Origin of the sequence: Paraburkholderia sediminicola, assembly GCF_046027355.1 — a bacterium.
GTDB classification, from domain to species: Bacteria; Pseudomonadota; Gammaproteobacteria; order Burkholderiales; family Burkholderiaceae; genus Paraburkholderia; species Paraburkholderia sediminicola_B.
Genome location: NZ_JAQQEK010000022.1, coordinates 43,811 through 68,791, shown reverse-complemented (window position 1 = coordinate 68,791; position 24,981 = coordinate 43,811). Strand labels below are relative to the sequence as shown.

General features: G+C 63.9%; 23 protein-coding genes. 13 read left to right on the top strand and 10 right to left on the bottom strand.

From position 1 onward, the window contains the following. Positions 1–52: 52 nt before the first annotated feature. From yajC to queA, 3 genes are all read right to left on the bottom strand, one after another. On the bottom strand, positions 53–382 hold the full coding sequence (yajC, locus tag PQR42_RS30760; protein ID WP_007179286.1) for a preprotein translocase subunit YajC: 330 nt from the start codon (positions 380–382) through the stop codon (positions 53–55). 197 nt (positions 383–579) lie between these two features. Next, a complete protein-coding gene (tgt, locus tag PQR42_RS30755) occupies positions 580–1,770 on the bottom strand; it encodes a tRNA guanosine(34) transglycosylase Tgt (protein WP_408390078.1) in 1,191 nt (396 codons plus the stop codon). A gap of 107 nt (positions 1,771–1,877) precedes the next feature. Further along, positions 1,878–2,936: a tRNA preQ1(34) S-adenosylmethionine ribosyltransferase-isomerase QueA gene (gene queA / locus PQR42_RS30750; RefSeq protein WP_408390075.1), complete on the bottom strand. Its 1,059-nt coding sequence runs from the start codon at positions 2,934–2,936 to the stop codon at positions 1,878–1,880. A gap of 148 nt (positions 2,937–3,084) precedes the next feature. On the opposite strand from queA, the gene recG reads away from it, so the two are divergent. From recG to PQR42_RS30730, 4 genes are all read left to right on the top strand, one after another. Beyond that, positions 3,085–5,436: an ATP-dependent DNA helicase RecG gene (recG, locus tag PQR42_RS30745; protein ID WP_408390072.1), complete on the top strand. Its 2,352-nt coding sequence runs from the start codon at positions 3,085–3,087 to the stop codon at positions 5,434–5,436. A gap of 223 nt (positions 5,437–5,659) precedes the next feature. Next, on the top strand, positions 5,660–6,952 hold the full coding sequence (locus tag PQR42_RS30740; protein WP_408216970.1) for a THUMP domain-containing class I SAM-dependent RNA methyltransferase: 1,293 nt from the start codon (positions 5,660–5,662) through the stop codon (positions 6,950–6,952). Between the two features lie 219 nt (positions 6,953–7,171). After that, positions 7,172–7,555: a VOC family protein gene (locus tag PQR42_RS30735; RefSeq protein ID WP_408178339.1), complete on the top strand. Its 384-nt coding sequence runs from the start codon at positions 7,172–7,174 to the stop codon at positions 7,553–7,555. 66 nt (positions 7,556–7,621) lie between these two features. Then, positions 7,622–8,362 carry a helix-turn-helix transcriptional regulator gene (locus PQR42_RS30730; protein WP_408390070.1) on the top strand — a complete coding sequence of 247 codons (741 nt, stop codon included), beginning with the start codon at positions 7,622–7,624 and terminating at the stop codon, positions 8,360–8,362. Positions 8,363–8,421: 59 nt separating this feature from the next. On the opposite strand, the gene PQR42_RS30725 is transcribed toward PQR42_RS30730, so the two are convergent. The 3 genes from PQR42_RS30725 to PQR42_RS30715 are packed head-to-tail and all read right to left on the bottom strand — an operon-like array spanning position 8,422 to position 11,363. After that, positions 8,422–9,876 carry an NAD(P)(+) transhydrogenase (Re/Si-specific) subunit beta gene (locus tag PQR42_RS30725; RefSeq protein WP_408443751.1) on the bottom strand — a complete coding sequence of 485 codons (1,455 nt, stop codon included), beginning with the start codon at positions 9,874–9,876 and terminating at the stop codon, positions 8,422–8,424. Continuing rightward, on the bottom strand, positions 9,876–10,208 hold the full coding sequence (locus tag PQR42_RS30720) for an NAD(P) transhydrogenase subunit alpha part 2 (protein WP_074763055.1): 333 nt from the start codon (positions 10,206–10,208) through the stop codon (positions 9,876–9,878). The genes PQR42_RS30725 and PQR42_RS30720 overlap by 1 nt, the downstream gene beginning before the upstream one ends. Before the next feature lie 12 nt (positions 10,209–10,220). Further along, the gene (locus PQR42_RS30715) at positions 10,221–11,363 is read right to left on the bottom strand and encodes a Re/Si-specific NAD(P)(+) transhydrogenase subunit alpha (RefSeq protein ID WP_408443748.1); all 1,143 of its coding nucleotides are present in this window, start codon (positions 11,361–11,363) and stop codon (positions 10,221–10,223) included. Between the two features lie 267 nt (positions 11,364–11,630). On the opposite strand from PQR42_RS30715, the gene PQR42_RS30710 reads away from it, so the two are divergent. From PQR42_RS30710 to PQR42_RS30675, 8 genes are all read left to right on the top strand, one after another. Further along, positions 11,631–12,134 (top strand): NUDIX hydrolase, encoded by a 504-nt coding sequence (locus tag PQR42_RS30710; RefSeq protein ID WP_408219838.1) that lies wholly within the window; start codon positions 11,631–11,633, stop codon positions 12,132–12,134. A gap of 58 nt (positions 12,135–12,192) precedes the next feature. Next, positions 12,193–13,338 carry a tRNA 2-thiouridine(34) synthase MnmA gene (mnmA, locus tag PQR42_RS30705; RefSeq protein WP_408392739.1) on the top strand — a complete coding sequence of 382 codons (1,146 nt, stop codon included), beginning with the start codon at positions 12,193–12,195 and terminating at the stop codon, positions 13,336–13,338. A gap of 218 nt (positions 13,339–13,556) precedes the next feature. Continuing rightward, positions 13,557–15,167, top strand: coding sequence for an FMN-binding glutamate synthase family protein (locus PQR42_RS30700; RefSeq protein WP_408392736.1), 1,611 nt, complete (start codon positions 13,557–13,559; stop codon positions 15,165–15,167). A gap of 204 nt (positions 15,168–15,371) precedes the next feature. Next, a complete protein-coding gene (gene glyQ, locus PQR42_RS30695) occupies positions 15,372–16,379 on the top strand; it encodes a glycine--tRNA ligase subunit alpha (RefSeq protein WP_310815264.1) in 1,008 nt (335 codons plus the stop codon). A 15-nt stretch (positions 16,380–16,394) separates the two neighbouring features. Further along, the gene (glyS, locus tag PQR42_RS30690; RefSeq protein ID WP_408392733.1) at positions 16,395–18,494 is read left to right on the top strand and encodes a glycine--tRNA ligase subunit beta; all 2,100 of its coding nucleotides are present in this window, start codon (positions 16,395–16,397) and stop codon (positions 18,492–18,494) included. Positions 18,495–18,504: 10 nt separating this feature from the next. Then, positions 18,505–19,059: a D-glycero-beta-D-manno-heptose 1,7-bisphosphate 7-phosphatase gene (gene gmhB / locus PQR42_RS30685; protein WP_408219828.1), complete on the top strand. Its 555-nt coding sequence runs from the start codon at positions 18,505–18,507 to the stop codon at positions 19,057–19,059. 40 nt (positions 19,060–19,099) lie between these two features. Next, entirely contained in the window at positions 19,100–19,858 is a 759-nt protein-coding gene (locus PQR42_RS30680; RefSeq protein WP_408219847.1) for a lysophospholipid acyltransferase family protein, read from the top strand. Positions 19,859–19,902: 44 nt separating this feature from the next. After that, on the top strand, positions 19,903–20,805 hold the full coding sequence (locus PQR42_RS30675) for a M48 family metallopeptidase (RefSeq protein ID WP_408392730.1): 903 nt from the start codon (positions 19,903–19,905) through the stop codon (positions 20,803–20,805). A 70-nt stretch (positions 20,806–20,875) separates the two neighbouring features. Here PQR42_RS30675 and PQR42_RS30670 read toward each other — a convergent pair whose 3' ends face one another. The 3 genes from PQR42_RS30670 to PQR42_RS30660 form a co-directional block, all read right to left on the bottom strand. Further along, positions 20,876–21,274, bottom strand: coding sequence for a hypothetical protein (locus PQR42_RS30670; protein WP_408219823.1), 399 nt, complete (start codon positions 21,272–21,274; stop codon positions 20,876–20,878). 26 nt (positions 21,275–21,300) lie between these two features. Next, the gene (gloA, locus tag PQR42_RS30665; RefSeq protein WP_408219820.1) at positions 21,301–21,687 is read right to left on the bottom strand and encodes a lactoylglutathione lyase; all 387 of its coding nucleotides are present in this window, start codon (positions 21,685–21,687) and stop codon (positions 21,301–21,303) included. An 87-nt stretch (positions 21,688–21,774) separates the two neighbouring features. Beyond that, complete coding sequence (locus PQR42_RS30660; protein ID WP_408392727.1) at positions 21,775–22,896, bottom strand: porin; 1,122 nt, start codon at positions 22,894–22,896, stop codon at positions 21,775–21,777. A gap of 267 nt (positions 22,897–23,163) precedes the next feature. Between PQR42_RS30660 and PQR42_RS30655 the strand changes: the two genes are divergently transcribed. Continuing rightward, the gene (locus PQR42_RS30655) at positions 23,164–24,099 is read left to right on the top strand and encodes a DMT family transporter (protein WP_408392724.1); all 936 of its coding nucleotides are present in this window, start codon (positions 23,164–23,166) and stop codon (positions 24,097–24,099) included. A gap of 31 nt (positions 24,100–24,130) precedes the next feature. On the opposite strand, the gene rsmA is transcribed toward PQR42_RS30655, so the two are convergent. Beyond that, a complete protein-coding gene (gene rsmA, locus PQR42_RS30650; RefSeq protein ID WP_310813064.1) occupies positions 24,131–24,961 on the bottom strand; it encodes a 16S rRNA (adenine(1518)-N(6)/adenine(1519)-N(6))-dimethyltransferase RsmA in 831 nt (276 codons plus the stop codon). Positions 24,962–24,981: the final 20 nt, after the last annotated feature.

Sequence of the window (24,981 nt, the reverse complement as noted above, 5' to 3'; positions counted from 1 at the left end):
GTGTGCTGCGTGGACCGCCGGCGAGGCCGCGCCGGACGCGAGAGAGCAGGCCTTACAGCGACTTGATCGTGCCCTTCGGGAGAATCGTCGTGACCGACGCTTTTTGCACGGTGATTTCCGTGCCTTCCGAGATTTCGACGCCGACGTAAGCTTCGCCCACCTTGGTCACCTTGCCGACGATGCCGCCATTCGTCACCACTTCATCGCCCTTGGCCATGGCGGCGAGCATGTTGCGATGTTCCTTCTGGCGCTTCATTTGCGGGCGAATCATGATGAAGTACAGCACGCCGAACATCAGGATCAGCGGCAGGAAGCTCATCAGGTTCGATTCAATGCCACCTGTTGCTGTGCCTTGGGCGAAGGCATTGGAAATGAACGACACGTTGGTCTCTCCGTTATAAGTCAAAACGATCAAAAAAATCAGCCGGTTATTCTACCACCGGCCCGACGCGCGCCGGCGCGGCGAATCGGCTTTGCGATCAACCGTTTAAAGCCTTTTTCGCCGTCCGCGAAAGTTGATTGTAAGGTTTTCCTTGCGAGGCGGACGGATTCTTCGGCTGAATCCATTGCCCCGCGCCGTCATGGCGCCTCGGCGGTGCCGCGCGCGCGGTTCTCGTGAAAGCGTTTGCGGAAGGCCTCGAACATTTTCGCGTCGATCGCGTCGCGGATTTCCTGCATCAGTTCGAGGTAGTAGTGCAGGTTGTGGATCGTGTTCAACTGCGCACCGAGGATTTCCCCTACACGATGCAGATGATGCAGGTAGCCGCGAGTGAAATTTCGGCAGGTGTAGCAGCCGCATTGCTCGTCGAGCGGGCGCAGCGAATTCTTATGCGCGGCGTTGCGGATCTTGACGTCGCCGAAACGCGTGAAGAGCCAGCCGTTGCGCGCATTGCGGGTCGGCATCACGCAGTCGAACATGTCGACGCCGGAGGCGACGCCCGCCACCAGATCTTCCGGCGTGCCGACGCCCATCAGGTAGTGCGGCTTGTTGGCCGGCAGCTTCGGGCCGATGTGGTTCAGCACCCGCATCATGTCTTCCTTCGGTTCGCCGACCGACAGGCCGCCGATCGCCAGACCGTGGAAATCCTTCTCCGCGAGGGCCGCCAGCGACTCCTCGCGCAGGTCTTCGAACATGCCGCCCTGAACGATGCCGAACAGCGCGTTCGGATTGCCCAACCGCCTGAATTCGTCGATCGAGCGCTGCGCCCAGCGCATCGACATGCGCATCGAATCGGCCGCTTCCTTGTGCGAGGTCGGCACGTTGTTGGTCGCGTACGGCGTGCATTCGTCGAACTGCATGACGATGTCCGAGTTCAGGACTTTCTGGATCTGCATCGACACTTCAGGCGACAGGAAAAGCTTGTCGCCGTTGATCGGCGACGCGAACGTGACGCCATCTTCGGTGATCTTGCGCAGATCGCCGAGCGAGAACACCTGGAAGCCGCCCGAGTCGGTCAGAATCGGTTTCTTCCAGCCCATGAAGCCGTGCAGGCCGCCGTGCGCCTCGATCGTTTCCAGACCGGGGCGCAGCCACAGGTGGAAAGTGTTGCCGAGGATGATCTGCGCGTGCATTTCCTCCAGCTCGCGCGGCTGCACGGCCTTCACGGTGCCGTAGGTGCCGACCGGCATGAAGATCGGCGTTTCCACCACGCCATGATTCAGCGTGACGCGGCCGCGGCGGGCCTGGCCGTCGACCCCGAGCAGTTCGAAATTGAGGCCGTTGTCAGGGCGCTCGAAAGTCGCGTCTGGCGACTGATGACCGTCGGTCATGAAAAAACTCCTGTGCTACCGGAGAACAGTCCGGCGCAATGTTGAAACGCCGCCGGAAGGGCTCGCGGCGGCTTGAGGAACTGCAAAAACTGAAGGCCTATCTGACTTCAAGCGTCGCGCCGCGTGAGCAGCATCGCGTCGCCATAACTGAAGAAGCGGTAACGCTGCTCGATCGCATGGCGATACGCCTCGCGAATCGTCTCGACCCCCGCGAAGGCCGACACGAGCATCAGCAGCGTCGACTTCGGCAGATGGAAATTGGTGACGAGCCGGTCGACCACGCGGAATTTATATCCCGGCGTGATGAAGATGTCGGTTTCCGTGCTGGCGGCGGCAAGCGGTCGGCCCGCGGCTTCGGCGTCGCGCGCGGCGGCTTCGAGCGCGCGCATCGAGGTCGTGCCCACCGCGATCACGCGGTTGCCGCGCGCGCGCGTCGCCGCGATCTTGTCGGCGAGCGCCTGCGGCAGGTGATACCACTCGCTGTGCATCTTGTGTTCGGCGAGATTTTCAACCCGCACCGGCTGGAACGTGCCTGCGCCGACATGCAGCGTCAGCGTCGCGCGTTCCACGCCTTTGGCGTCGAGGCGGGCCAGCAGCGCGTCATCGAAATGCAGGCCGGCCGTGGGCGCGGCGACCGCGCCCGGATTCTGCGCGAACACCGTCTGGTAGCGGGTTTCGTCGGTCGCATCGGGATCGTGCTCGATGTACGGCGGCAACGGCAGACGGCCGAACTGCTCGATCAGCGTCAGACAGTCGCCGGGGAAATGCAGCGTGTAGAACGGCTCGACGCGTTCGCCGACCGTGACGTCGAAGGCATCCGCCAGCCGGATCGTGGTGCCTGGCTGCGGCCTCTTGCTCGCGCGGATCTGCGCGAGCGCCGTGTGCTCACCCGTGAGGCGCTCTACCAGCACCTCGATCTTGCCGCCACTGGCCTTCTGGCCGAGGAAGCGCGCCTTCAAGACTTTGGTATCGTTGAAGACCAGCAGATCGCCGGCCGCGATGCATTCGGGCAACTCGGCAAAGCGGCGGTCGATCAGGCGCGCCGGGCCGGCGGCGTCGGCCGGGTGATCCACCTCGAGCAGGCGGCTGGCGCTGCGCTCGGGCAGCGCGACTTGCGCGATCAGCTCGGGAGGCAGATCGAAATCGAAATCGGAAAGCGTCAACATGCGAACGACTGGAAGCGAAATGAAACGGAATTGAGCCGAAGCCGGAGCCGGGCGGCTATGATTGCGGGACGCCAGAGCGGCCCGCGAGCCCGCGCGCTGTATGGCGCCGAACCCTTTGACAGCCGATATTGTACTTGCGAAGCAGCCCATGTCTTTGTCCGACCGCCGATTGCCCTCCGCTACCGATGAAGTGAGCGCCGAGCCCAAGCGCCGCGTCTCGCGCGGCAAGGCGGCGGCGGCGAGCGAAGCAGGCGCGGGCGTGGCGCTGGATCACGAAACGGCCGTTCCTGAAAGCGGCGCACCGGCTGATAAGCCCGCTGGCACAGCGGGCGACTCATCCGGCAACAAGCCTGCCGACATATTCGGCGACAAACCCGCCGGCAAGGGCGCGCCCAAGGCCGCCGCGAAATCCTCCACGAAGCCCGCGGCCAAACCTGCGGAAAAAACCGCCGACAAGCTCGCCAAACTCGGCCTCACACGCGACATCGACCTGGTGCTGCATCTTCCCATGCGCTACGAGGATGAAACCTCGCTGACGCCCATCGGGCATCTGCTGCCGGGCGGCATTGCGCAAACCGAAGGCGTGGTGTTCGACAACGAGATCGCCTATCGTCCGCGCCGTCAATTGTTGGTGAGGCTGCGCGACGATGCCGGCGACGAACTCGTGCTGCGCTTTCTGAATTTCTACGGCTCGCAGGTCAAGCAGATGGCGATCGGCGCGCGGCTGCGAGTGCGCGGCGACGTGCGCGGCGGTTTCTTCGGCATGGAGATGGTGCATCCGGCCGTGCGCGTGGTCGACGAAGACACGCCGCTGCCGCAGGCGTTGACGCCGGTGTATCCGAGCACCGCGGGCGTGACGCAGGCGTATTTGCGCAAATCGATCGATAACGCACTGTCGCGCACATCGTTGCCGGAGTTGTTGCCCGAAGCGGTCGCGCGGACGTTCATGGAGCCGCTCGGCGTGCCGTCGCTGATGGACGCCGTGCGGACTTTGCATCATCCGGGTGCGCAGTCCGATGAGACCGCGTTGATCGACGGCACGCATCCGGCCTGGGTGCGTATCAAGTTCGAGGAATTGCTCGCGCAGCAGATGTCGCTCAAGCGCGCGCACGACGAACGCCGCACGCGCGCGGCACCGGCCATGCCGCGCCGCAAGCTGGGCGACGAATCCGCGCTGGTGGCGCGCTTGCTGAAGGCGCTGCCGTTTTCGCTGACGGCGGCGCAGGAGCGCGTCGGCGGCGAGATCGCGCTCGATCTGACCCAGCCTCATCCGATGCAGCGGCTCTTGCAGGGCGACGTCGGCAGCGGCAAGACGATCGTCGCCGCGCTGGCCGCGGCACAGGCCATCGACGCCGGCTACCAGGCCGCGCTCATGGCGCCGACCGAAATCCTCGCCGAACAGCACGCGCGTAAATTGCGCGGCTGGCTGGAGCCGCTCGGCGTGAGCGTCGCGTGGCTGGCCGGCAGTCTGAAGACCAAGGAAAAGCGCGCCGCGATCGAAGCCGCCGCGCTCGGCACGGCGCAACTCGTGATCGGCACCCACGCGATCATTCAGGACGCGGTGGAGTTCGCGCGTCTTGGACTCGTGATCGTCGACGAACAGCACCGCTTCGGCGTGGCGCAGCGGCTCGCGCTGCGCGCCAAGGCGCAGAACGCCGCTGACGGCGCAAGCGACTTCCAGCCGCATCAATTGATGATGTCCGCGACGCCGATTCCGCGCACGCTCGCGATGACGTATTACGCCGATCTCGACGTCTCGACCATCGATGAATTGCCGCCTGGGCGCACGCCGATCCTGACCAAGCTGGTGTCCGACGCGCGGCGCGAGGAGGTGATCGGGCGCGTGCGCGAGGCCGCGTTGACGGGACGCCAGGTGTACTGGGTGTGTCCGTTGATCGAGGAAAGCGAGACGTTGCAGTTGCAGACCGCGGTCGAGACGTATGAGACGCTGGTGGCCGCGTTGCCCGAGCTGAATGTCGGTCTTGTGCATGGGCGTCTTGCTCCGGCTGAAAAAGCCGCTGTGATGGATGCGTTTACTCGCAACGAGGTGCAGTTGCTGGTGGCGACGACGGTGATCGAGGTGGGTGTCGATGTGCCGAACGCGTCGTTGATGGTGATCGAGCATGCTGAGCGGTTTGGGCTTGCGCAGTTGCATCAGTTGCGCGGGCGCGTGGGGCGTGGGAGTGCGGCTTCGGTTTGCGTGCTGCTTTATACCGGGCCTTTGTCGATGACTGCGCGGGCGCGGCTTCAGACCATGCGGGAGACGACCGATGGGTTTGAGATCGCCAGACGGGATCTTGAGATTCGTGGGCCGGGGGAGTTTTTGGGGGCGCGGCAGTCGGGGGCGGCGATGCTCAGGTTTGCCGACCTTCAGAATGATCAGTGGTTGATTGAGCCTGCGCGGGAGGCTGCGGCGGTTTTGCTTGAGAAGTATCCCGAGGTGGTGATGCAGCATTTGGCGCGCTGGCTTGGCGCGCGGGAGCAGTATTTGAAGGCGTGAAGGTGGTGCCGGTTTTTGCCTGCGGCGCTTTTGGGTGTTCTTCGGGTGTTGGCCTTTCCTTGCTTTGTTAGTGGTCCCGCCCCGCACAGGGGCTACGCTAATAGACCACTAACAAAGCAAGGAAAGGCCAACACCCCAAAAGCGCCACGCAGACACCCTCGCATAACCCCCCACCCCGACCGCGTACAATACGCCCTTACCCAATCGCCTTCCGGCAACCTCAATGTCCTTCGATTTCTTCCTCCCTTGCCCACGCGGCCTTGAAGCCTCGCTTGCGGCTGAACTCGCCGAAATTGCCGCCAACCACCTGAACGGCGCGCCGTTCACGGCCGGCGCACAAGTGCCGGGCGGCGTGCATTTCCGCGGAGGCTGGGCCGCCGGCATGGCCGCCAACCTGTATTCGCGTCTCGCAAGCCGCGTGCTGCTAAAAATCGCGCATCGCCCGTATCGCAGCGAGCAGGACATTTATGCGCTCGCAGTCGAACAGCGTTGGGAACAATGGTTCTCGGCAAACGAAACGCTGCGCGTGGACGTCACGGCGATCAAATCGCCACTGCGCAGCCTGGAATTCACGACGCTGCGCGTCAAGGACGCCATCTGCGATCGTCTGCGCGAAGTCAGCGGCGCGCGTCCGAGTATCGACACTGCCATGCCCGACGTGCGCGTGTTCGCCTTTCTCACCGCCACCGACTGCACGCTGTATCTCGACACCTCGGGCGATCCGCTCTTCAAGCGCGGCTGGCGCCTCGACAAGGGCGCGGCGCCGCTGCGCGAGAATCTGGCCGCGGGCATTCTGCGTCTGACCGGCTGGACCGCCGGCACGCCGCTGTACGACCCGATGTGCGGCAGCGGCACGTTCCTCGCGGAAGCCGCGCAAGTGGCGCTGAATATCGCGCCGGGCGCGGAACGCCGCTTCGGCTTCGAGAAGCTCAAGCAATACGAAGCCAAAACCTGGCAAACGCTCAAGGCCGCCGCGCTCGACGCGAAGCACGCCGCGCGTAGTTCGCGCGCCGATCTGCAAATCTTCGGCAGCGATATTTCCGGCGACATGCTCGACAAGGCGCGCGCCAACTTCCAGCGCGCCGGCTTGCCGACGATTGCCCTCAAACAGGTCGACGCGCGCGGCATGACGCCGCCGACGTCCGCAGCGGGCATCCTCGTCGCCAATCCGCCGTATGGCGAACGGATCGAAGTGCGCGGGCGCAATGCTCGCGGCGAGCTTCGCGAAGGCCGCGGCAATCGTGACAGCCGCGAAGACGAGGGCTTTCGCCGCGTCCAGGAAGAAGCGCCGGACAGCGAGTTTTTCCAGTCGCTCGGCGACGCGCTCAAGCAGCGTTTCACCGGCTGGCACGCGTTCATCCTGACATCGGATCGCAAGCTGCCGGGCCAGTTGCGCCTGCGTGAATCGACCAAGACGCCGCTCTTCAACGGCGCGCTCGAATGCCGTCTGTTCCGCTTCGATCTGATCGCGGGCAGCGTGCGGCAGCGGCCGCAGAGCGATACGCCGGCGGCTTGAGGCGCGCTGCGTCTGACAGGCAGTATGGCGACGAAAACCGCGGACTGGCTCCGCGGTTTTTTTTCGCCTGCGGCCCGCGGGCCGTCCGTTTTTTCACCACCCCTTTCATCGCTCCTGCCACCTCCTACTGACACCACGCTGTCAGTAGCACCCCTGCACACTCCTTCTCACGCCATCCGGCGCTTTGCACGGCTTACCCGCCATCCACAGGAGAGTGACATGTCCGCATCATCCAAAGTTGTTGCATGGTTCGAGATTCCGTCCGTCGATTTCGATCGCGCCGTCCGTTTCTATGAAGCGGCGCTCGACGTCAAATTGAATGTCCAGGAAGTCGGCGGCCAGCCGATCGCCGTGTTCGGCTACGAGGAGCCGGCCACCGGCGGCGCGATCGTCCACAGCCCGTCGATGACCCCGACCGACGACGGCGTGCTCGTCTATCTGAACGCGCAACCGACCGTCGACGCCACCCTCGCGCGCGTCGAGCAAGCCGGCGGCAAGACCGACGGCCCGGTGATCAAACTGCCGCAGGACATCGGCTATATCGCGTTCTTCACCGATACGGAAGGCAACCGCCTCGGCCTGCATTCGCGGACCAACGGTTAAACGCAACACAGCGCTCGCGCGCGGTGGCCGGCGAGCACCGCGCACGAACGCCGACCGGAGCGCGGCATGCGGCGCTATCATCGCGGGACTGTCCCCGTCCTCTTCTACAAGACGCCCACGATGACGCGCCGCGCCGACCGCCTGTTCCAGATCGCCGAACTGCTGCGCGGACGGCGTCTGACCACCGCGCAGCAACTCGCCGACTGGCTGCATATCTCGCTGCGCACGGTCTATCGGGACGTGCGCGATCTGCAACTGTCAGGGGTGCCGATCGAAGGCGAGGCCGGCATCGGCTACCGTCTAAGCCGCGCGGCGAGTTTGCCGCCGCTTACTTTCACCGCCGATGAACTGGCCGCGCTCGCCGCGGGCGCCCGCATGCTCGAATCGTGGGGCGGCGCGAGCTTCGCGGGCGGCGCGCGCGGAGCGCTTGCCAAGATCGCCTCGGCCATGCCCGCCGACAAGCGCGCGACGCTGGAAAGGCTCGCGGTCTTCGCGCCGTCGTTTCACATCAAAGGGGATTTTTCCGCGCAACTGGACGCGCTGCACCGCGCGATCGACACGCGACATGTGGTGAGCTTTGCCTACGTCGATGTGAATGGCGCGGCGACCGAACGCCGTGTCTGGCCGCTCGCCCTCGCCTATTGGGGCGCGCGCTGGACGCTTGGTGCGTGGTGTGAATTACGGAGCGATTTCCGCAATTTCGGGCTGGAGAAGATCCAGAATCTTCAGGTGCTCGAACAGTATCCGGATCAGGAAGGCAGGCGGCTCGCGGACCTGTTGCGGCATGTGAATGCGAAGCCGAAGTGAGTGAGGATCGCGGTTAGCCGATGCGAGGCGAACCGCGATCTCGTTCCTTCCAGGCAGGCTTATTCCACGGCCTTCACCATGTCCTCGATCACTTTCTTCGCGTCGCCGAACACCATCATCGTCTTGTCCATGTAGAACAGGTCGTTGTCGAGACCGGCGTAACCCGCTGCCATCGAACGCTTGTTCACGATCACCGTGCGCGCCTTGTACGCCTCGATGATCGGCATGCCCGCGATCGGCGACTTCGGATCGTTCTTCGCGGCCGGATTCACCACGTCGTTCGCGCCGAGCACCAGCACCACGTCGACCTGACCGAATTCGCCGTTGATGTCGTCCATTTCGTAGACCATGTCGTATGGCACTTCGGCTTCCGCGAGCAGCACGTTCATATGCCCCGGCATCCGTCCGGCCACCGGGTGAATCGCGTATTTCACCTCGATGCCCTTCTCGACCAGCTTGTCGGTGAGTTCCTTCAATGCGTGCTGCGCACGCGCCACCGCCAGACCATAACCCGGCACGATCACCACGGTTTCCGCATTGCCAAGCATGAACGACGCATCGTCGGCCGAACCCGATTTCACCGGACGCTGTTCCGCCGACCCACCCGCCGCCGCCGCGCCGGCCTCGTTACCGAAGCCACCGAGAATCACGTTGAAGAACGAGCGGTTCATCGCCCGGCACATGATGTACGACAGAATCGCACCGGACGAACCGACCAGCGAACCCGCGATGATCAGCATCGGATTGTTCAGCGAGAAGCCGATGCCCGCCGCCGCCCAGCCCGAGTACGAATTGAGCATCGACACAACCACTGGCATATCCGCGCCGCCGATCGGAATGATGATCAGCACGCCGAGCACGAACGCGATCAGCGTCATGATGATGAACGGCAGCCACGCCTGCGTGAGGAAGAAGATCACGCCGAAGCCGAGCATCGCCAGCGCGAGCAGCAGGTTGATCAGATGCTGTCCGGCATAGACGACCGGCGCGCCCTGAAAGAGCCGGAACTTGTACTTGCCCGACAATTTGCCGAACGCGATCACTGAACCCGAGAACGTGATCGCGCCGACGAACGTGCCGATGAACAGTTCGACGCGATTACCGTAAGGCAGGAAGCCCGGCGCCGTGTTCTCCGGATCGACGAGCCCGAACGCGGACGGCTCCGACACCACCGCATACGCGATGCACACGGCGGCGAGACCGATCAGCGAGTGCATCGCCGCGACCAGTTCCGGCATCTTGGTCATCTCGACGCGTGCGGCGACGAACGCGCCGACCGCGCCGCCGATCACCAGCGCGACCAGCAGCAGGCCGAGCCCGAGGCCAAGATTCGAGCCGAGCCCGTTAGCCTGTTTGACGATCAGCGCGATGGTCGTGAGGATCGCGATCGCCATCCCCGCCATGCCGAAGGTGTTGCCGATGCGCGCCGTCTTCGGATTCGACAGCCCCTTGAGCGCCTGAATGAAGCAGACCGACGCAACCAGATAAAGCAGCGTGACGACGTTCAGACTCATTACGCGTTCTCCTTGGCCGTCTTGTCAGCGATGAGCTTCTTCGGCTCTTTCTTGCGGAACATCTCCAGCATTCGCCTCGTCACAAGAAATCCGCCGAACACGTTCACCGCCGCGAGCGCGACGGCCAGCGTGCCGAAGAACTTGCCGGGCGTGCCCAAGGTCAGCCCCGCGGCGAGCATCGCGCCGACGATCACGATCGCCGAAATCGCATTCGTCACGGCCATCAGTGGCGTGTGCAGCGCGGGCGTGACGTTCCAGACCACGTGGTAGCCGACATAAATCGCCAGCACGAAGATGATCAGATTGATGACGGTGTGGTTGATGACTTCCATCGCCGTTCTCCTCTATGCCTTGCGCGTGACTTCGCCGTCACGGGCCAGCAGCGTGGCCGCGACGATGTCGTCCGCGAGATCGATGTTCAGGGCGCCTTCCTTCGTGATGATCAGCTTGAGGAAGTCGAGCAGGTTGCGTGCGTAGAGCGAGGACGCGTCGGCGGGCACCATCGAGGCCAGATTCGTATAGCCGACGATCGTCACGCCGTGCTTGATGACGACCTTGTCCGTTTCGGTGAGCGGACAGTTGCCGCCGCGCTGGCCTTCGTACTCCGCGCCGCGGCCTGCGGCGAGGTCGACCAGCACGGAGCCCGGTTTCATCGCCTGCACGGTTTCGACCGAGATCAGCGTCGGTGCGGCGCGGCCTGGAATCAGCGCGGTGGAGATCACCACATCGGCCTGTTTGGCCCGTTCATGGACCAGCGCGGACTGCCGCGTGAGCCACGAAGGCGGCATCGGCCGTGCATAACCGCCGACGCCCTGCGCGGCTTCGCGCTCCTCGTCGGTTTCGTAGGGCACGTCGAGAAACTTGGCGCCGAGCGATTCGATCTGTTCCTTCACGGCGGGACGCACGTCGGAGGCTTCGATCACGGCGCCCAGGCGCTTGGCGGTCGCGATCGCCTGCAGACCAGCCACGCCCGCGCCGAGAATCAGCACGCGGGCCGCTTTCACAGTCCCGGCAGCGGTCATCAGCATCGGCATGAAGCGCGGATAGAGCGTGGCGGCCAACAAAACCGCCTTGTAGCCCGCGATGTTCGCCTGCGAGCTCAAAACATCGAGACTCTGCGCCCGCGTGGTGCGCGGCGCGGCCTCCAAAGCGAACGCGGTGACACCCGCGGCCGCCAGCTTTGATGAGTTTTCGGTATTAAACGGATCGAGCATGCCGACGAGCGTCGCGCCGCGTTTAAGCAACGGCAGTTCGGCATCGGTCGGCGACTGCACCTTGAGAACGAGTTCGGCGCCGAATGCGGTCGCCGCGTCGACGATCTCCGCGCCGGCGGCCGTAAAGGCATCGTCAGGAAAGCTGGCGCCGGTCCCGGCGCCGCTCTGGATCGTGACCCGGTGGCCCTGGGTCACATACTTCTTGACCGTTTCGGGCGTCGCGGCGACGCGGGTTTCGTGCGCGCGCGTCTCGGCTGGCACTCCGATGTGCATCTTGTTCCTCCTCGACTTCCTGTTTTACGACAGATGCGCCGACGAGGCACGCCGGCTTGCAAGTGCAACGGCTAACGCGTCACTTTAACCGAAACAGGGGGGTGCGCAGAAATCGGGGACAATCCGGGGGTGCCCGGCGGACCGGGCCGACATCGCGGCCGGCGAGCGGCCCGCCCGCCGGTCGCGCCTCCCACCCATGACCGGTCCCCCGCCGCCGGCCGCCCGCTTCCCGGCAGGCGAGGCCCATAAACGGTAAAATGCGCACCCATGAAACCGGAAACCTGGCTGCCGCACGTCACCGTCGCGGCCATCGTCGAGCGTGACGGGCGCTTTCTCGTGGTCGAGGAACATACGGCCGACGGCCTGCGCCTGAACCAGCCCGCAGGCCATCTGGAGGCGGGCGAGACGCTGTTGGAAGCGGTGATCCGCGAAACGCTCGAGGAAACCGCCCACCCGTTCGCACCCGAGGCGCTGGTGGGCATGTACATGACCCATTTCGAGCGGCCCGGCAGTGAGGGCGTGACCGGGGGTGTCACCGGGGGTGTCACGTATCTGCGCTTCACCTATTGCGGCACCGGCGGCGAAGCCGATCCGCAGCGCGCCCTCGACCCCGACATCGTCCGCACGTTGTGGATGAGCGCCGACGAATTGCGCGCCTGTCCCGAACGGCACCGCACGCCGCTCGTCATGCAATGTCTCGACGATTACCTCGCGGGCCGGCGTTTCCCGCTCGACTTCGTGCACACGCATTCGGTCGGGCCAAAAAGATAGCCGCAACGAGCGGCCAACCCACGATCCATGAAGTCAAGCAGCACCCAGTGAGCATCTTATGAGCAAGCAGAAAGTCGTAGTAGGCATGTCGGGCGGCGTCGATTCGTCGGTTACCGCATGGCTGCTGAAGGAACAGGGCTACGACGTGGTCGGCCTGTTCATGAAAAACTGGGAAGACGATGACGACAGCGAGTACTGCTCGACGCGGCAGGACTGGATCGACGTGGTCTCGGTGGCGGACCTGATCGGCATCGACGTCGAAGCGGTCAACTTCGCCTCGGAATACAAGGACCGCGTGTTCGCCGAATTCCTGCGCGAGTACTCGGCCGGCCGCACGCCGAATCCGGACGTGCTCTGCAACGCCGAAATCAAGTTCAAGGCTTTCCTCGACCACGCCATGTCGCTCGGCGCGGAAACCATCGCGACCGGCCACTATGCGCGCGTGCGCGAGAACAACGGCCGCTTCGAACTGCTGAAGGCGTTCGACCATACGAAAGATCAGTCGTACTTCCTGCATCGGCTGAATCAGGCGCAGTTGTCGAAGACGCTGTTTCCGCTCGGCGAGATTCCGAAAACCAGGGTACGCGAAATCGCCGAGCAGATTGCGCTGCCCAATGCGAAGAAGAAAGACTCGACCGGTATCTGCTTTATCGGCGAACGGCCGTTCCGCGATTTCCTGAACCGCTATCTGCCGACCAAACCCGGCCCGATGAAGACCACCGACGGCAAAGTGGTCGGCGAACACATCGGCCTCGCGTTCTACACGTTCGGCCAGCGCAAGGGCATCGGCCTCGGCGGCAGCAAGGACGGCAGCGGCGAGCCGTGGTTCGTCGCCGGCAAGGACATTCCGTCGAACACGTTGTATGTCGCGCAGGGTCACGATCACTCGTGGCTGCTCAGCCATACGCTGTCCGCGGGCAATACGAGCTGGGTGGCGGGCGAGCCGCCGGCGGACGGCTTCGCGTGCGGCGCGAAGACCCGTTACCGGCAAGCGGATGCGCCGTGCACGTTCAGTACGGCGGGCGTGGACGAAGGGCTCTTCGAGCTGAATTTCGACGCGGCGCAATGGGCTGTCACACCGGGGCAATCCGCGGTGCTCTACGATGGCGACGTGTGCCTCGGCGGCGGCATCATCGAACATGCGATCACCGGACAGCCGGTCGCGCGTGAGCCGCAAAAAGCGGCGCTGCTGACCGCCCGTTGATCCAGTCGTCCATTCGTGCGGCAACACGGCCTGGCGCCGCACCCGCTTCACTTTCACGTTTCAACCTGCGCCGCGCGTGGCATCCACGCGTTCGCTCTTCAAGCCGCAACTAGCTTCACCATAACAAGCAGTCGTTCGTTTTCCTTCGCGGCGGATTCCGTCTGCGCCGGCAGCGCTGGCGATCCCGCCGTGACGATCCTCACTGCACTGGAGTCCCCATGTTTTCTCGACGTTATCTGGCCATGTGGTGCGCAGCCGCGCTGTTCGCCGTCTGCGCGGCGTTGGCCGCGACGCATCATATTTCGTGGTTCTGGATCATCGTGCCGCTCGCGCTGGTCGCGCTCGGCCTGTTCGACCTGACGCAACAGCGCCACGCGATCCTGCGCAACTATCCGCTGTGGGGCCACTTCCGTTTCCTGTTCGAATTCATCCGCCCGGAAATCCGCCAGTATTTCGTCGAAGGCGACACGGACGAAAAGCCGTTCTCGCGCGCCCAGCGCAGCATCGTTTATCAGCGCGCGAAGAACGACGTCGACAGCCGCCCGTACGGCACCGAACTCGACGTCAAAGCCATCGCGCACGAATGGATCAGCCACTCGCTCGCGCCGACCACGCTCGAGAATCACGACTTCCGCATCGTCGTCGGACCGGATCGCGCGCAGCCTTATTCGATGTCGATCTTCAACGTCTCGGCGATGAGCTTCGGCTCGCTGTCGGCGAACGCGATCATGGCGCTGAACCTCGGCGCGAAGAAAGGCAACTTCGCGCACGACACCGGCGAAGGCTCGATGTCGAAATATCACCGCGAGCATGGCGGCGACATCATCTGGGAGATCGCTTCGGGTTACTTCGGCTGTCGCAACGACGACGGCACCTTCAGCGCGGAGAAATTCGCCAAGCAGGCCGCCGAGCCGCAAGTGAAGATGATCGAGGTGAAGCTCTCGCAAGGCGCGAAGCCGGGTCACGGCGGCGTGCTGCCGGCCGCGAAGATCACACCGGAAATCGCGGAGACGCGCGGCGTGCCGATGGGCCGCGACTGCATCTCGCCGGCCACGCACGCCGAGTTCTCGACGCCGCGCGGCCTGCTCGAATTCGTCGACCGTCTGCGCACGCTGTCGGGTGGCAAGCCGACCGGCTTCAAGCTGTGCATCGGGCATCCGTGGGAATTCTTCGGCATTGCCAAGGCGATGCTGGAGACGGGCATCCTGCCGGACTTCATCGTCGTGGACGGCGCGGAAGGCGGCACGGGTGCGGCGCCGCTCGAATTCACCGATCACGTCGGCGTGCCGTTGCAGGAAGGCTTGCTGCTGGTGCACAACACGCTGGTGGGCATCGGCTTGCGGCAACGTATTCGCATCGGCGCGAGCGGCAAGATGATCACCGCGTTCGACATCACGAAGACGCTCGCGATCGGCGCGGATTGGGTCAACGCGGCGCGCGGCTTCATGTTCGCGGTCGGCTGCATCCAGGCGCAGACTTGCCACACGGGGCGCTGCCCGACCGGCGTCGCGACGCAGGACCCGGTGCGCCAGCGCGCGCTTGTCGTGCCGGACAAGGCCGATCGCGTCTTCAACTTCCATCACAACACGCTGCATGCGCTCAAGGAAATCATTCAGGCCGCGGGGTTGAAGCATCCGGCGGAACTACGCGCGCATCACATCGTGCGGCGCGTGTCGTCGCATGAGGTGCGGCTGATGTCGGAGCTGCTGAAGTATCTCGAACCGAACGATCTGCTTAAGGGCAACTATCGCTATTCGCTGTTCGAGAAGTACTGGCCGGTGGCGCAAAGCGATTCGTTTTCGCCGAAGGTGGAACTGGCGGCGACGTGAGCCGGTAGCCGACGCAGCCGGTACGACGCAGGGCCGCCACACGCGGCCCTTTGTCGTCTAACGCACACTCGAACTCCCGTCCGACCCCGCAAAACGGACACCCCCCTCCCTTTCCGTTAAAATCTCCTGTTTAGCACTTCGCTCCACGGCCAGCCTGGCGCGCTTCGGCGCTCACGGCGTGGCCCCATGCCCGAAAGGCACTTCATGCTCACGTTTCAGCAAATCATCCTGACACTGCAGTCCTACTGGGACAAGCAGGGTTGCGCGTTGCTCCAGCCGATCGACATGGAAGTCGGTGCGGGCACGTCCCACGTCCACACCTTCCTGCGCGCAGTCGGCCCCGAGCCGTGGCGCGCCGCGTATGTGCAACCGTCGCGCCGCCCGAAAGACGGCCGCTACGGCGAGAACCCGAACCGTCTGCAGCACTACTACCAGTACCAGGTCGTGCTCAAGCCGGCGCCGGAAAACATCCTCGACCTGTACCTTGGCTCGCTCGAAGCCCTCGGCTTCGACCTGAAGCAGAACGACGTGCGCTTCGTCGAGGACGACTGGGAGAACCCCACGCTCGGCGCCTGGGGTCTGGGCTGGGAAGTGTGGCTGAACGGCATGGAAGTGACCCAGTTCACCTACTTCCAGCAGGTCGGCGGTCTGGACTGCAAGCCGGTGCTCGGCGAAATTACGTACGGGCTCGAACGCCTCGCCATGTACTTGCAGAAGGTCGAAAACGTCTACGACCTCGTCTGGACCGAGTGGGAAGAGCAAGGCCCGAACGGCCCGGAACTGCGTCGCCTGACTTATGGCGACGTGTACCACCAGAACGAAGTCGAACAGTCCACCTACAACTTCGAGTACGCGAACGTCGAGTTGCTGTTCTCGATCTTCAACAGCTACGAAGCCGAAGCCAGGCGCATGATCGAAGCGCAGATCGCGCTGCCCGCCTATGAGCTGGTGCTGAAGGCCGGCCACACGTTCAACCTGCTCGACGCACGCGGCGCCATCTCGGTCACGGAACGCGCGGCGTATATCGGCCGCATTCGTGCGCTGTCGAAGCTGGTCGCGCAGGCTTACTACGATTCGCGCGAAAAGCTCGGCTTCCCGATGCTCGGCAATCCGGTGCATGGCGTGCCCGGCCTCACGACCGACGAACAGGACGCCGCGATGCCCGCCTGGGCGCCGCCGCTGAAAGTCGAACGCAAGATCGACCAGGACTGACGAGAACATCAAGAAATGACTCAACCCCATCAAGCTACCCTGCTCGTCGAGCTGCTGACCGAAGAACTGCCGCCAAAAGCGCTCGCGCGTCTCGGCGACGCCTTCGCTGAAGGCATTGCGCAGCGCCTCGCGGCGCGCGATCTGGTCGAAGGCGAACTGTCGTTCGAACGTTATGCCACGCCGCGCCGCCTCGCCGTCACGATCAAGAACGTGCGCGCGGTCGCGCCGGAAAAACACGTGCGCGAAAAAGTGCTGCCGGTTTCCGTCGCGCTGGATAAAGACGGCCAGCCCACCGCGCCGCTCGCCAAGAAACTCGCCGCGCTCGGCTTCCCCGATTTTTCGGTGAACGACCTGGAGCGCGCACAGGATGGCAAGGCCGAAGCCTTCTTCCTGCGTTACGCCGCGCCCGGCGCCACGCTCGCCGACGGCCTGCAAAGTGCGCTCGACGAAACGCTCGCCAAGCTGCCGATCCCGAAGGTCATGACATATCAGCGCCCGGACGGCACCAACGTGCAATTCGTGCGTCCGGCGCATCGGCTGATCGCACTGCATGGCGAACAGACCGTGCCGGTGAGCGCGCTCGGCATCGACGCCGACGACACCACGCTCGGCCATCGTTTCCTCTCCGAAGGTTTCGTGCAGATCCAGCACGCGGATTCGTACGCCGAGACGCTGCTGCACAAAGCCCGCGTAGTGGCGAATTTCGCCGACCGCAAGGAAACCATCCGCACGCATCTGCTCGCGCAAGCCGACGGCGACCAGGTGGTGATGCCGGAATCGCTGCTGGACGAAGTGACGTCGCTGGTCGAATGGCCGGTGGTCTACGCGTGCCGTTTCGAGGACGAATTCCTGCAAGTGCCGCAGGAATGCCTGATCCTCACCATGCAGACCAACCAGAAATATTTCGCGCTGACCGATGCGAACGGCAAGCTGCGCTCGCGCTTCCTGATCGTGTCGAACATCGAGACGTCCACGCCGGGCGATATCGTCGAAGGCAATGAACGCGTGGTGCGTCCGCGTCTCGCCGACGCGAAGTTCTTCTTCGAGCAGGACAAGAAGAAGCCGCTCGCGGACCGCGTGCCGCTGCTCGCGAACGTCGTGTATCACAACAAGCTGGGCTCGGCGCTGCAACGCGTGGAGCGCGTCGAAGCGCTGGCCGGCGCGATCGCAGGATTGATCGGCGCCGACGTGACGCTCGCGAAGCGCGCGGCGCGTCTGGCCAAGGCCGACCTGATCACCGACATGGTCGGCGAATTCCCCGAGCTGCAAGGCACGATGGGCACGTACTACGCGCGCCACGACGGCGAGCCGGAAGAAGTCGCGCTCGCGTGCTCGGAACATTATCAGCCGCGTTTCTCCGGCGACGCGTTGCCCACCACCGCGACCGGTACTGTCGTCGCGCTGGCCGACAAGCTCGAAACGCTGGTCGGCATCTGGGGCATCGGCCTGCAGCCCACCGGCGAGAAAGACCCGTTCGCGTTGCGCCGTCACGCGCTCGGCGTGCTGCGCATTCTCGTCGAGAAGCAACTGCCGGTCGACCTCGTCGAACTGTTGCGCACCGCTTACGCGCAATTCGCCGCGGTGCCGAACGTCGCCGATTCGACGCAAGCCATTTACGAGTTCAGCATGGACCGCCTGCGCGGCCTGCTGCGCGAGCGCGGCTACGCGCCGGGCGAAATCGACGCGGTGCTGGCGCTGAACCCCACGCGCCTGGACGACATCGTCGCGCGTCTGGACGCGGTGCGAGAATTCGCGTCGCTGCCCGAAGCGGCCTCGCTCGCGGCGGCCAACAAGCGCATCTCGAACATCCTGAAGAAGTCGGAAGGCGCGGCGACCGGCGGCGTGCAGGCCACGCTGCTCGTCGAAGCGGCGGAAAAAGCTCTGCATGCGCAACTCGAACAGGTCGCGCCGCGTGTGCAATCGCAACTGGCCGCGCGCGACTACACGGGCGCGTTGACCGCGCTCGCCGCGTTGCGCGAACCGGTCGACACGTTCTTCAACGACGTGATGGTCAACGCCGAAGATCCGGCATTGCGCGCCAACCGTTTGGCCTTGCTCGGCGCACTGCATCAGCAGATGAACTGCGTCGCCGATATTTCACGACTCGCCGCCTGAGCCTCGCGCCATGCCAACCAAAAAAGTGGTGATCCTCGACCGCGACGGCGTGATCAACGTCGACTCCGACGCGTTCATCAAGTCGCCGGACGAATGGGTTGCTCTGCCCGGTTCGCTGGAAGCCATCGCGCGTCTGAACCAGGCCGGCTATCGCGTGGCGATCGCCACCAACCAGTCGGGCATCGGCCGCGGCCTGTTCGACATGAACGCGCTCAACGCGATGCATCTGAAGATGCATCGCATGGCGGCGGCGGTCGGCGGGCGCATCGACGCGGTGTTCTTCTGCCCACACACGGCGGAGGATCATTGCGAGTGCCGCAAGCCGAAGCCCGGCATGCTGAAGATGATCGCCGAGCGCTTCGAGGTCGCCCCGGAACATACGCCGGTAGTCGGCGACGCCATGCGCGATCTGCAAGCGGGCGCGTCGCTCGGCCATCCGACTCATCTGGTGCTGACCGGCAAGGGCCGCAAAACACTCGAAGCCGGCGGCTTGCCCGAAGGCACGATCGTGCATGACGACCTGCGCGCATTCGCACTCGACTTCCTCGCCGACGCTCAAGAGTGACGCGCGCCACGCGCGTCCCCATCCCTCACTGACCACGCCGATGCGCTTCATCCGTTCTTTGCTTCTGCTGATCTACTTCGTTCTGTTCACGGTGCCGTACGCGACTGCATGCTTCATCGCATTCCCGTTCATGCGCGCCGACAATCGCTACTGGATGGCCGCCGGCTGGTGCCGCGCGACGTTGCATACGGTGCGTTGGCTCAACGGTATCCGCTACCACATCGAAGGTTTCGAGAACCTGCCCAACGGTCCCGCCGTGCTGCTCTCCAAGCATCAATCAGCTTGGGAAACGCTGGCGTTTCCAGCGCTGATGCCGCGGCCGCTGTGCTACGTGTTCAAGCGCGAACTGCTGTACGTGCCGTTCTTCGGCTGGGCGCTCGGCATGCTGAAGATGGTTCATATCGATCGCAAGGAAGGCAAGTACGCGTTCGAATCGGTCATCAAGCAAGGCAAGGCGCGCATGGCGGAAGGCGCCTGGGTCATCATGTTTCCGGAAGGCACGCGCACGCCGACCGGCAAGCAAGGCAAGTACAAAACCGGCGGTGCGCGTTTCGCGACGGCCACCGGCGCGCCGGTCGTGCCGATCGCGCACAACGCAGGACGTGTGTGGCCTCGCAACTCGTTTCTCAAATATACGGGTATAGTCACAGTGTCGATCGGCAAGCCGATCGACACGACGGGGCTCACGCCCGATGAAGTGAACACGCGCGTCGAACAGTGGATCGAAGCTGAAATGCGTCGCATCGATCCTACCGCGTACCGCGCGGCGGAAAGCAGTTCCGCCGCCGCACCAATCTGACGCGCCCACGCCCTCGAAGGCGTATTTGCGCGAAGCCGAATCCGATGCAGAAGTCTCCCACGCCACAGTCCGCTGCGGCGCTCGATAACCGGCAACTCGATCTCCCGCTCTTCGCCGAGCCGGGGTCGACGTCGTCGTCCCCTTCACCTTCCGCACCAACGCCGGGCGCTTCGCAGAGCTCGCCAGGCGGCCAGCAGCCGGGCGTGCCCCTCGCGCCGGATGGCAGCAAGCTGCGCAGCCTCGCGATCGGCTCACGCACGCTCCATTACGTGCTCAAGCGTTCGGCGCGCCGCTCGATCGGCTTCGCGATCGACAGCACCGGTCTGACGATCACTGCGCCGCGCTGGGTCACGCTCACCGATATCGAAACCGCGATCACCGAAAAGCAGCGCTGGATTTTCACGAAGCTGATCGAGTGGCAGACGCGTGTCGAGCAGCGCGCATTGCCGAAGGTCGATTGGAAAGACGGCGCCGAGGTGCCGTATCTCGGTCATCCCGTGCGCGTGAAACTCGGCGCGCCGCAAGGCACGCTCGCGTTCAGCGCGGAAGATGCGGCGCTGCAAGTGCCGCTGCCCTTGCAAGCGGATCCGCAGCAGATCAAGGATCGCGTGCAAGGCTGGCTGCAGGGTGAAGCGAAGCGTCTGTTCGGCGAGCGTCTCGCGATTTATGCCGAAAAACTGGGCGTGAACTATCGCGCGTACGCGCTCTCTTCAGCGGCGACGCGTTGGGGCAGTTGTTCGAGTGACGGCAAGATTCGCCTGAACTGGCGGCTGATTCACTTCCCGCTTTCCATCATCGATTACGTCGTCGCGCACGAACTCGCGCATCTGCGGGAAATGAATCACAGCCCGCGCTTCTGGCAAACAGTCGAATCGATATTTCCGGAATTCCGCGAAGCGCGTCAAACGCTGAAGTCGCATCCGCCGGAATTGCTGCCGACGCTTTAAGGCCTTCCTGGTGCATTGAAACCGGCGCTTCAATTTCAATCTGAAGCGCCGGTTTGTCACACACTCCCGCTCATTCCGAGCAGAAAGTTTCCTGCAGATGACGCCACGTCACCTTGCCGTGCGCGTCGAGATCCATCACCGCCGTGGAGCGCCGCACGTTCGCGTTGCCGGCCTTGTCGCGCTGATACTCGCGATATTTCACCACCGCACCTGACGGATACTCAGCGACGATCTCCTTGTCGCGGATCGTGATTTGCGAGCCCGGACGCGCGCCGCGCAGCTTCGAGAAAATCTCGCGCACGGCGGCATGATCCAGTGCGATGCCCGATGTCATGACCAGCGTGAACTGCGGTGCGAAGCGTGCCATGATTCGCTGCAACGCGCCTTCGTCCGCGGAACCGTCGAACAGGGCTTCGATTTCGACGTGGATCTCGTCGAGTTCTTTGAAGTAGGGATTAATGTGATTCATTGTTTGAACTCGCCCTGCCGCCAGCCTTATTTCTTCTTCTGGATGAACTCGATCTTGTAGCCGTCCGGGTCCGTGACGAAAGCGATCACGGTCGTGCCGTGTTTCATCGGGCCGGCTTCGCGCACGACCGTACCGCCTTGTGCCTTGATCTTGTCACAGGCGGCGTAGGCGTCTTCCACTTCGACGGCGAGGTGGCCGAAGCCGGTGCCGAGGTCGTACGAGGGCGTGTCCCAATTGTGGGTGAGTTCGAGCACGGTGCCGTCGCGCTCATCTTCGTAACCGACGAATGCCAGCGTGAATTTGCCGTCCGGATAATCATCGCGGCGCAGCAGTTTCATGCCGAGCAGTTCAGTGTAGAAGGCAATCGAACGGTCCAGGTCGCCGACCCGGAGCATGGTGTGAAGCAGGCGCATGATGCACTCCCTGTTGCGTGGTAACGAGACCGTCAATGTACCCGGAATCCCGCGGCGCTGCAGAGAGTGCCACCTTTGAATCAGTACTCAGAACTGATGCCGCACGCCTGCCATCAAGCCGATCTGCGAGCCCTTCTGCGCGAGCCCGACGCTGTTGACGCCCTGCAACTGCGCGCCGATCAGGTCGCCGCGGTACAGCGAATAATCCCCTTCCAGATAGACGTCCGTGCGTCGGGACAGGTTGTAGTCGGCGACCAGTTGGTACTGCCACGCTGAGCCGTCCTGCGCGGCGGTCTTGCCGTCCTGCAGCGTGCGCCAGACGTTCGCGGCGAAGTGCCACTTGTTGCTGACCTGTTGCGTGATGCCGCCCATGATCATGCGGCGCCGCGCAAAGTCCGTGTACTTGAGCGCCGCCAGCACGGGCGCGGTGAACGGGCCGTTGGCGAAATTCGAAAAGCCCGCGTCGTTCTGATTGACGATATAGCCGGCGGAAAAGCGCGTGAGGTTCCAGGTGTACGAGCCGCCAAACGTCCATGTCTTCGCGGCCGCGCCGTTGACCGAATCTTTCGACACTTCGTACGCGCCGCCGACGCTGAGCGGACCGCCTTCCGGCTTATAGGCCGCGGCCGCGCCGATCTGACTGCCATAAGCATTGCCCGCGTTGCCGCCGAATGCGTAGCCGGCCGCGAACGTGAAGCCGTTGTATCTCGCCTGATATTGCACCTGGTTGCTGGTCCAGATGCCGCCCGTCATGGTGATTTCAGGTTGAAAGCTGAAGTCGTACGGGATCCAGGAATTGCTGCCATAGCCGGCCACCGTGACACCTTCGATCACGACGTTGTACTGACGGCCGAGGATGATCTGCCCATAAGAATCCGAACGCACGCCGACCTGCGCTTCATTGAAAAACGGCAGTGTGGGGTCGCTCTGGCCGGTGTTGACGTAGATGCGGTTTTCGAGCTTGAAGAAGGTAGACCAGCCGCCGCCGAGATCCTCGACGCCCTTCAGCCCCCAGCGGCTTTGCGTCATGCCGCCTGTGCCGAGTCCGATCGACGAATCGCCCGCCTTGTTGGCGTGAGTGAGATAGCGCACGCTTTCGTCGACCACGCCGTACAGCGTCACGCTGGATTGCGCGTGCGCCATCTGACATCCCAACGACGCCAATGCCGCGGGCACCGCGGCCGCCGCCCACCTGCCTACGTTCTTCATAGCTTCTCCTCGTACAGGCTCCGCGTCGCGCGGATAGGTTCGTCTGCCTTGAATGTCCTGACGAAACGTTAGTGGCTGAACCTTAGCGCGAAACGGTAAGAGTGCGATATTAGTCTGACGTAGGTGTTGCGCCGGTGTAGCGCAAACGTCGTTAAGCCCGCAAAAGTGCTTGCGGCACGGCAGAAGCACGCGTAGGCGGTGGGGTCATCGGCGGGCGGCTCGGGCAGGTTTGATATCGTACGAGCTGTTTCCAACTCGACGCCGCCCATGAGCACCTCCGCCCTGCCCGCACGCCGCGCCCCGGATAGCTTCGCCATCCTGTTGATGATCGGCCTGTGCGCGATCTGGGGTCTCCAGCAAGTCGCGATCAAGAGCACCAATATCGCCCTGCCGCCGGTCTTTCAGGCGGGCCTGCGCTCGGCGATTGCGGCGGTACTGGTATGGGGCTGGGCGCGCTCACGCGGTACGCCGCTCTTTCGCGACGACGGCACGCTGGGCGCCGGCCTGCTCGCCGGCGTGCTGTTCGCGAGCGAGTTCGTGTGCATTTTTCTCGGCCTGACGCTGACCAGCGCGTCGCGCATGGCGGTCTTTCTGTACACCGCACCGTGCTTCACGGCGCTCGGGCTGCACTGGTTCGTCGACGGTGAGCGTATGCGGCGGATCCAGTGGGTCGGTATCGTCGTAGCATTCGCGGGCATGTCGCTCGCCTTCGCGGACGGCTTCCTGCACGGCCACGCCGCGCGCGGCTCGGTGGTCACGGGTGTTGCCGGCGACGCGCTCGGTGTGTTGGCCGGCATCGCGTGGGCCGCGACCACCGTGGTGGTGCGCGCCACGCGACTTGCTCAATCGAGCGCCAGCAAGACGCTGTTCTATCAATTGACGGTGTCTGCGGTGGTGCTGCTCGCGCTTGCGCTCTGGCTCGGCCAGGCGCACGTGGAAACCGTCACGCCGCTGGCCGTGGTGAGCCTCGCGTATCAGGCGGTGGTCGTGGCGTTCGTCAGCTATCTGGTGTGGTTCTGGTTGCTGACGCGCTATATCGCGTCGCGCCTGTCGGTGTTCTCGTTCCTGACGCCGCTGTTCGGCGTGACCTTCGGCGTGCTGCTGCTCGGCGAGTCGTTCAGCCTGCGCTTTCTGACGGCCGCGGTGCTGGTGCTGACCGGTATCGCGCTGGTCAACGCACCGGCGAAGCGGATGACAATCTAGAGCCTACTGTGACCGTTAAGGCTCAGGACACTTAGGCTTTGGCCGCCACGATCTGCGCCACGCGCACGTATTCAGCCACCGGCACGTCTTCAGCGCGACGTTGCAGGTCGAAACCGAGCGCCTCGAAATCCACCGAATCGCGATACGCAGCGAGCGTGTTGCGCAACATCTTGCGACGCTGCGAGAACGCGGCCGTCACCACTTCGCCCAGCACGCGCTCGTCCACTGGCGCCAGTTCATGCAGCTCGTACGGAATCATCCGCACGATCGCCGAATCGACTTTCGGCGGCGGGTTGAACGCTTCGGGCGGCACGTCGAGTTGCTTGTCGATCACATAGCGATATTGCAGCATCACCGAGAGACGGCTGAACGCCTTGGTGCCCGGCTCCGCCACCATCCGCTCGACCACTTCGTTCTGCAACATGAAGTGTTGATCGATCACGCGATGCGCGAACGATGTCAGATGAAACAGCAGCGGGCTCGAAATGTTGTACGGCAAATTGCCGACAATGCGCAGCGACGCCTTCTCGCCCGGCGCGGCCAGCGAGCCAAAGTCGAACGCGAGCGCATCGCCCGCATGCAGTTCAAGCAGGCCGCCGAATTTCGTCTTCAGACGGCCGATCAGATCGCGATCCAGTTCGACGGCGTGCAACGGCGCTTCCGGCGTCGCCAGACGCTCGATCAGTGGTTCGGTGAGCGCGCCGAGGCCCGGCCCGATCTCGACCATACGCTCGCCGCGTTGCGGCCGGATGACATCGACGATCGAATCGATCACGCCCATGTCGACCAGAAAATTCTGACCGAAACGCTTGCGCGCGATATGACCTTGGTGCCGGCCCTGTTGCTGTCTGCTGGTGGACATCGAAGAAACGCTAAGAAAGA

Excerpts from the sequence above, each read along its gene's own strand:
- PQR42_RS30720 (WP_074763055.1), bottom strand. The coding sequence starts at position 10,208 with ATGGAAGTCATCAACCACACCGTCATCAATCTGATCATCTTCGTGCTG.
- PQR42_RS30700 (WP_408392736.1), top strand. The coding sequence starts at position 13,557 with ATGTTTTCTCGACGTTATCTGGCCATGTGGTGCGCAGCCGCGCTGTTC.
- PQR42_RS30710 (WP_408219838.1), top strand. The coding sequence starts at position 11,631 with ATGAAACCGGAAACCTGGCTGCCGCACGTCACCGTCGCGGCCATCGTC.
- PQR42_RS30740 (WP_408216970.1), top strand. The coding sequence starts at position 5,660 with ATGTCCTTCGATTTCTTCCTCCCTTGCCCACGCGGCCTTGAAGCCTCG.
- glyS (WP_408392733.1), top strand. The coding sequence starts at position 16,395 with ATGACTCAACCCCATCAAGCTACCCTGCTCGTCGAGCTGCTGACCGAA.
- gmhB (WP_408219828.1), top strand. The coding sequence starts at position 18,505 with ATGCCAACCAAAAAAGTGGTGATCCTCGACCGCGACGGCGTGATCAAC.
- rsmA (WP_310813064.1), bottom strand. The coding sequence starts at position 24,961 with ATGTCCACCAGCAGACAGCAACAGGGCCGGCACCAAGGTCATATCGCG.
- PQR42_RS30675 (WP_408392730.1), top strand. The coding sequence starts at position 19,903 with ATGCAGAAGTCTCCCACGCCACAGTCCGCTGCGGCGCTCGATAACCGG.
- PQR42_RS30680 (WP_408219847.1), top strand. The coding sequence starts at position 19,100 with ATGCGCTTCATCCGTTCTTTGCTTCTGCTGATCTACTTCGTTCTGTTC.
- PQR42_RS30715 (WP_408443748.1), bottom strand. The coding sequence starts at position 11,363 with ATGCACATCGGAGTGCCAGCCGAGACGCGCGCGCACGAAACCCGCGTC.
- PQR42_RS30660 (WP_408392727.1), bottom strand. The coding sequence starts at position 22,896 with ATGAAGAACGTAGGCAGGTGGGCGGCGGCCGCGGTGCCCGCGGCATTG.
- recG (WP_408390072.1), top strand. The coding sequence starts at position 3,085 with ATGTCTTTGTCCGACCGCCGATTGCCCTCCGCTACCGATGAAGTGAGC.
- PQR42_RS30735 (WP_408178339.1), top strand. The coding sequence starts at position 7,172 with ATGTCCGCATCATCCAAAGTTGTTGCATGGTTCGAGATTCCGTCCGTC.
- mnmA (WP_408392739.1), top strand. The coding sequence starts at position 12,193 with ATGAGCAAGCAGAAAGTCGTAGTAGGCATGTCGGGCGGCGTCGATTCG.
- gloA (WP_408219820.1), bottom strand. The coding sequence starts at position 21,687 with ATGCGCCTGCTTCACACCATGCTCCGGGTCGGCGACCTGGACCGTTCG.
- PQR42_RS30730 (WP_408390070.1), top strand. The coding sequence starts at position 7,622 with ATGCGGCGCTATCATCGCGGGACTGTCCCCGTCCTCTTCTACAAGACG.
- PQR42_RS30655 (WP_408392724.1), top strand. The coding sequence starts at position 23,164 with ATGAGCACCTCCGCCCTGCCCGCACGCCGCGCCCCGGATAGCTTCGCC.
- PQR42_RS30670 (WP_408219823.1), bottom strand. The coding sequence starts at position 21,274 with ATGAATCACATTAATCCCTACTTCAAAGAACTCGACGAGATCCACGTC.
- PQR42_RS30725 (WP_408443751.1), bottom strand. The coding sequence starts at position 9,876 with ATGAGTCTGAACGTCGTCACGCTGCTTTATCTGGTTGCGTCGGTCTGC.
- glyQ (WP_310815264.1), top strand. The coding sequence starts at position 15,372 with ATGCTCACGTTTCAGCAAATCATCCTGACACTGCAGTCCTACTGGGAC.
- queA (WP_408390075.1), bottom strand. The coding sequence starts at position 2,936 with ATGTTGACGCTTTCCGATTTCGATTTCGATCTGCCTCCCGAGCTGATC.
- tgt (WP_408390078.1), bottom strand. The coding sequence starts at position 1,770 with ATGACCGACGGTCATCAGTCGCCAGACGCGACTTTCGAGCGCCCTGAC.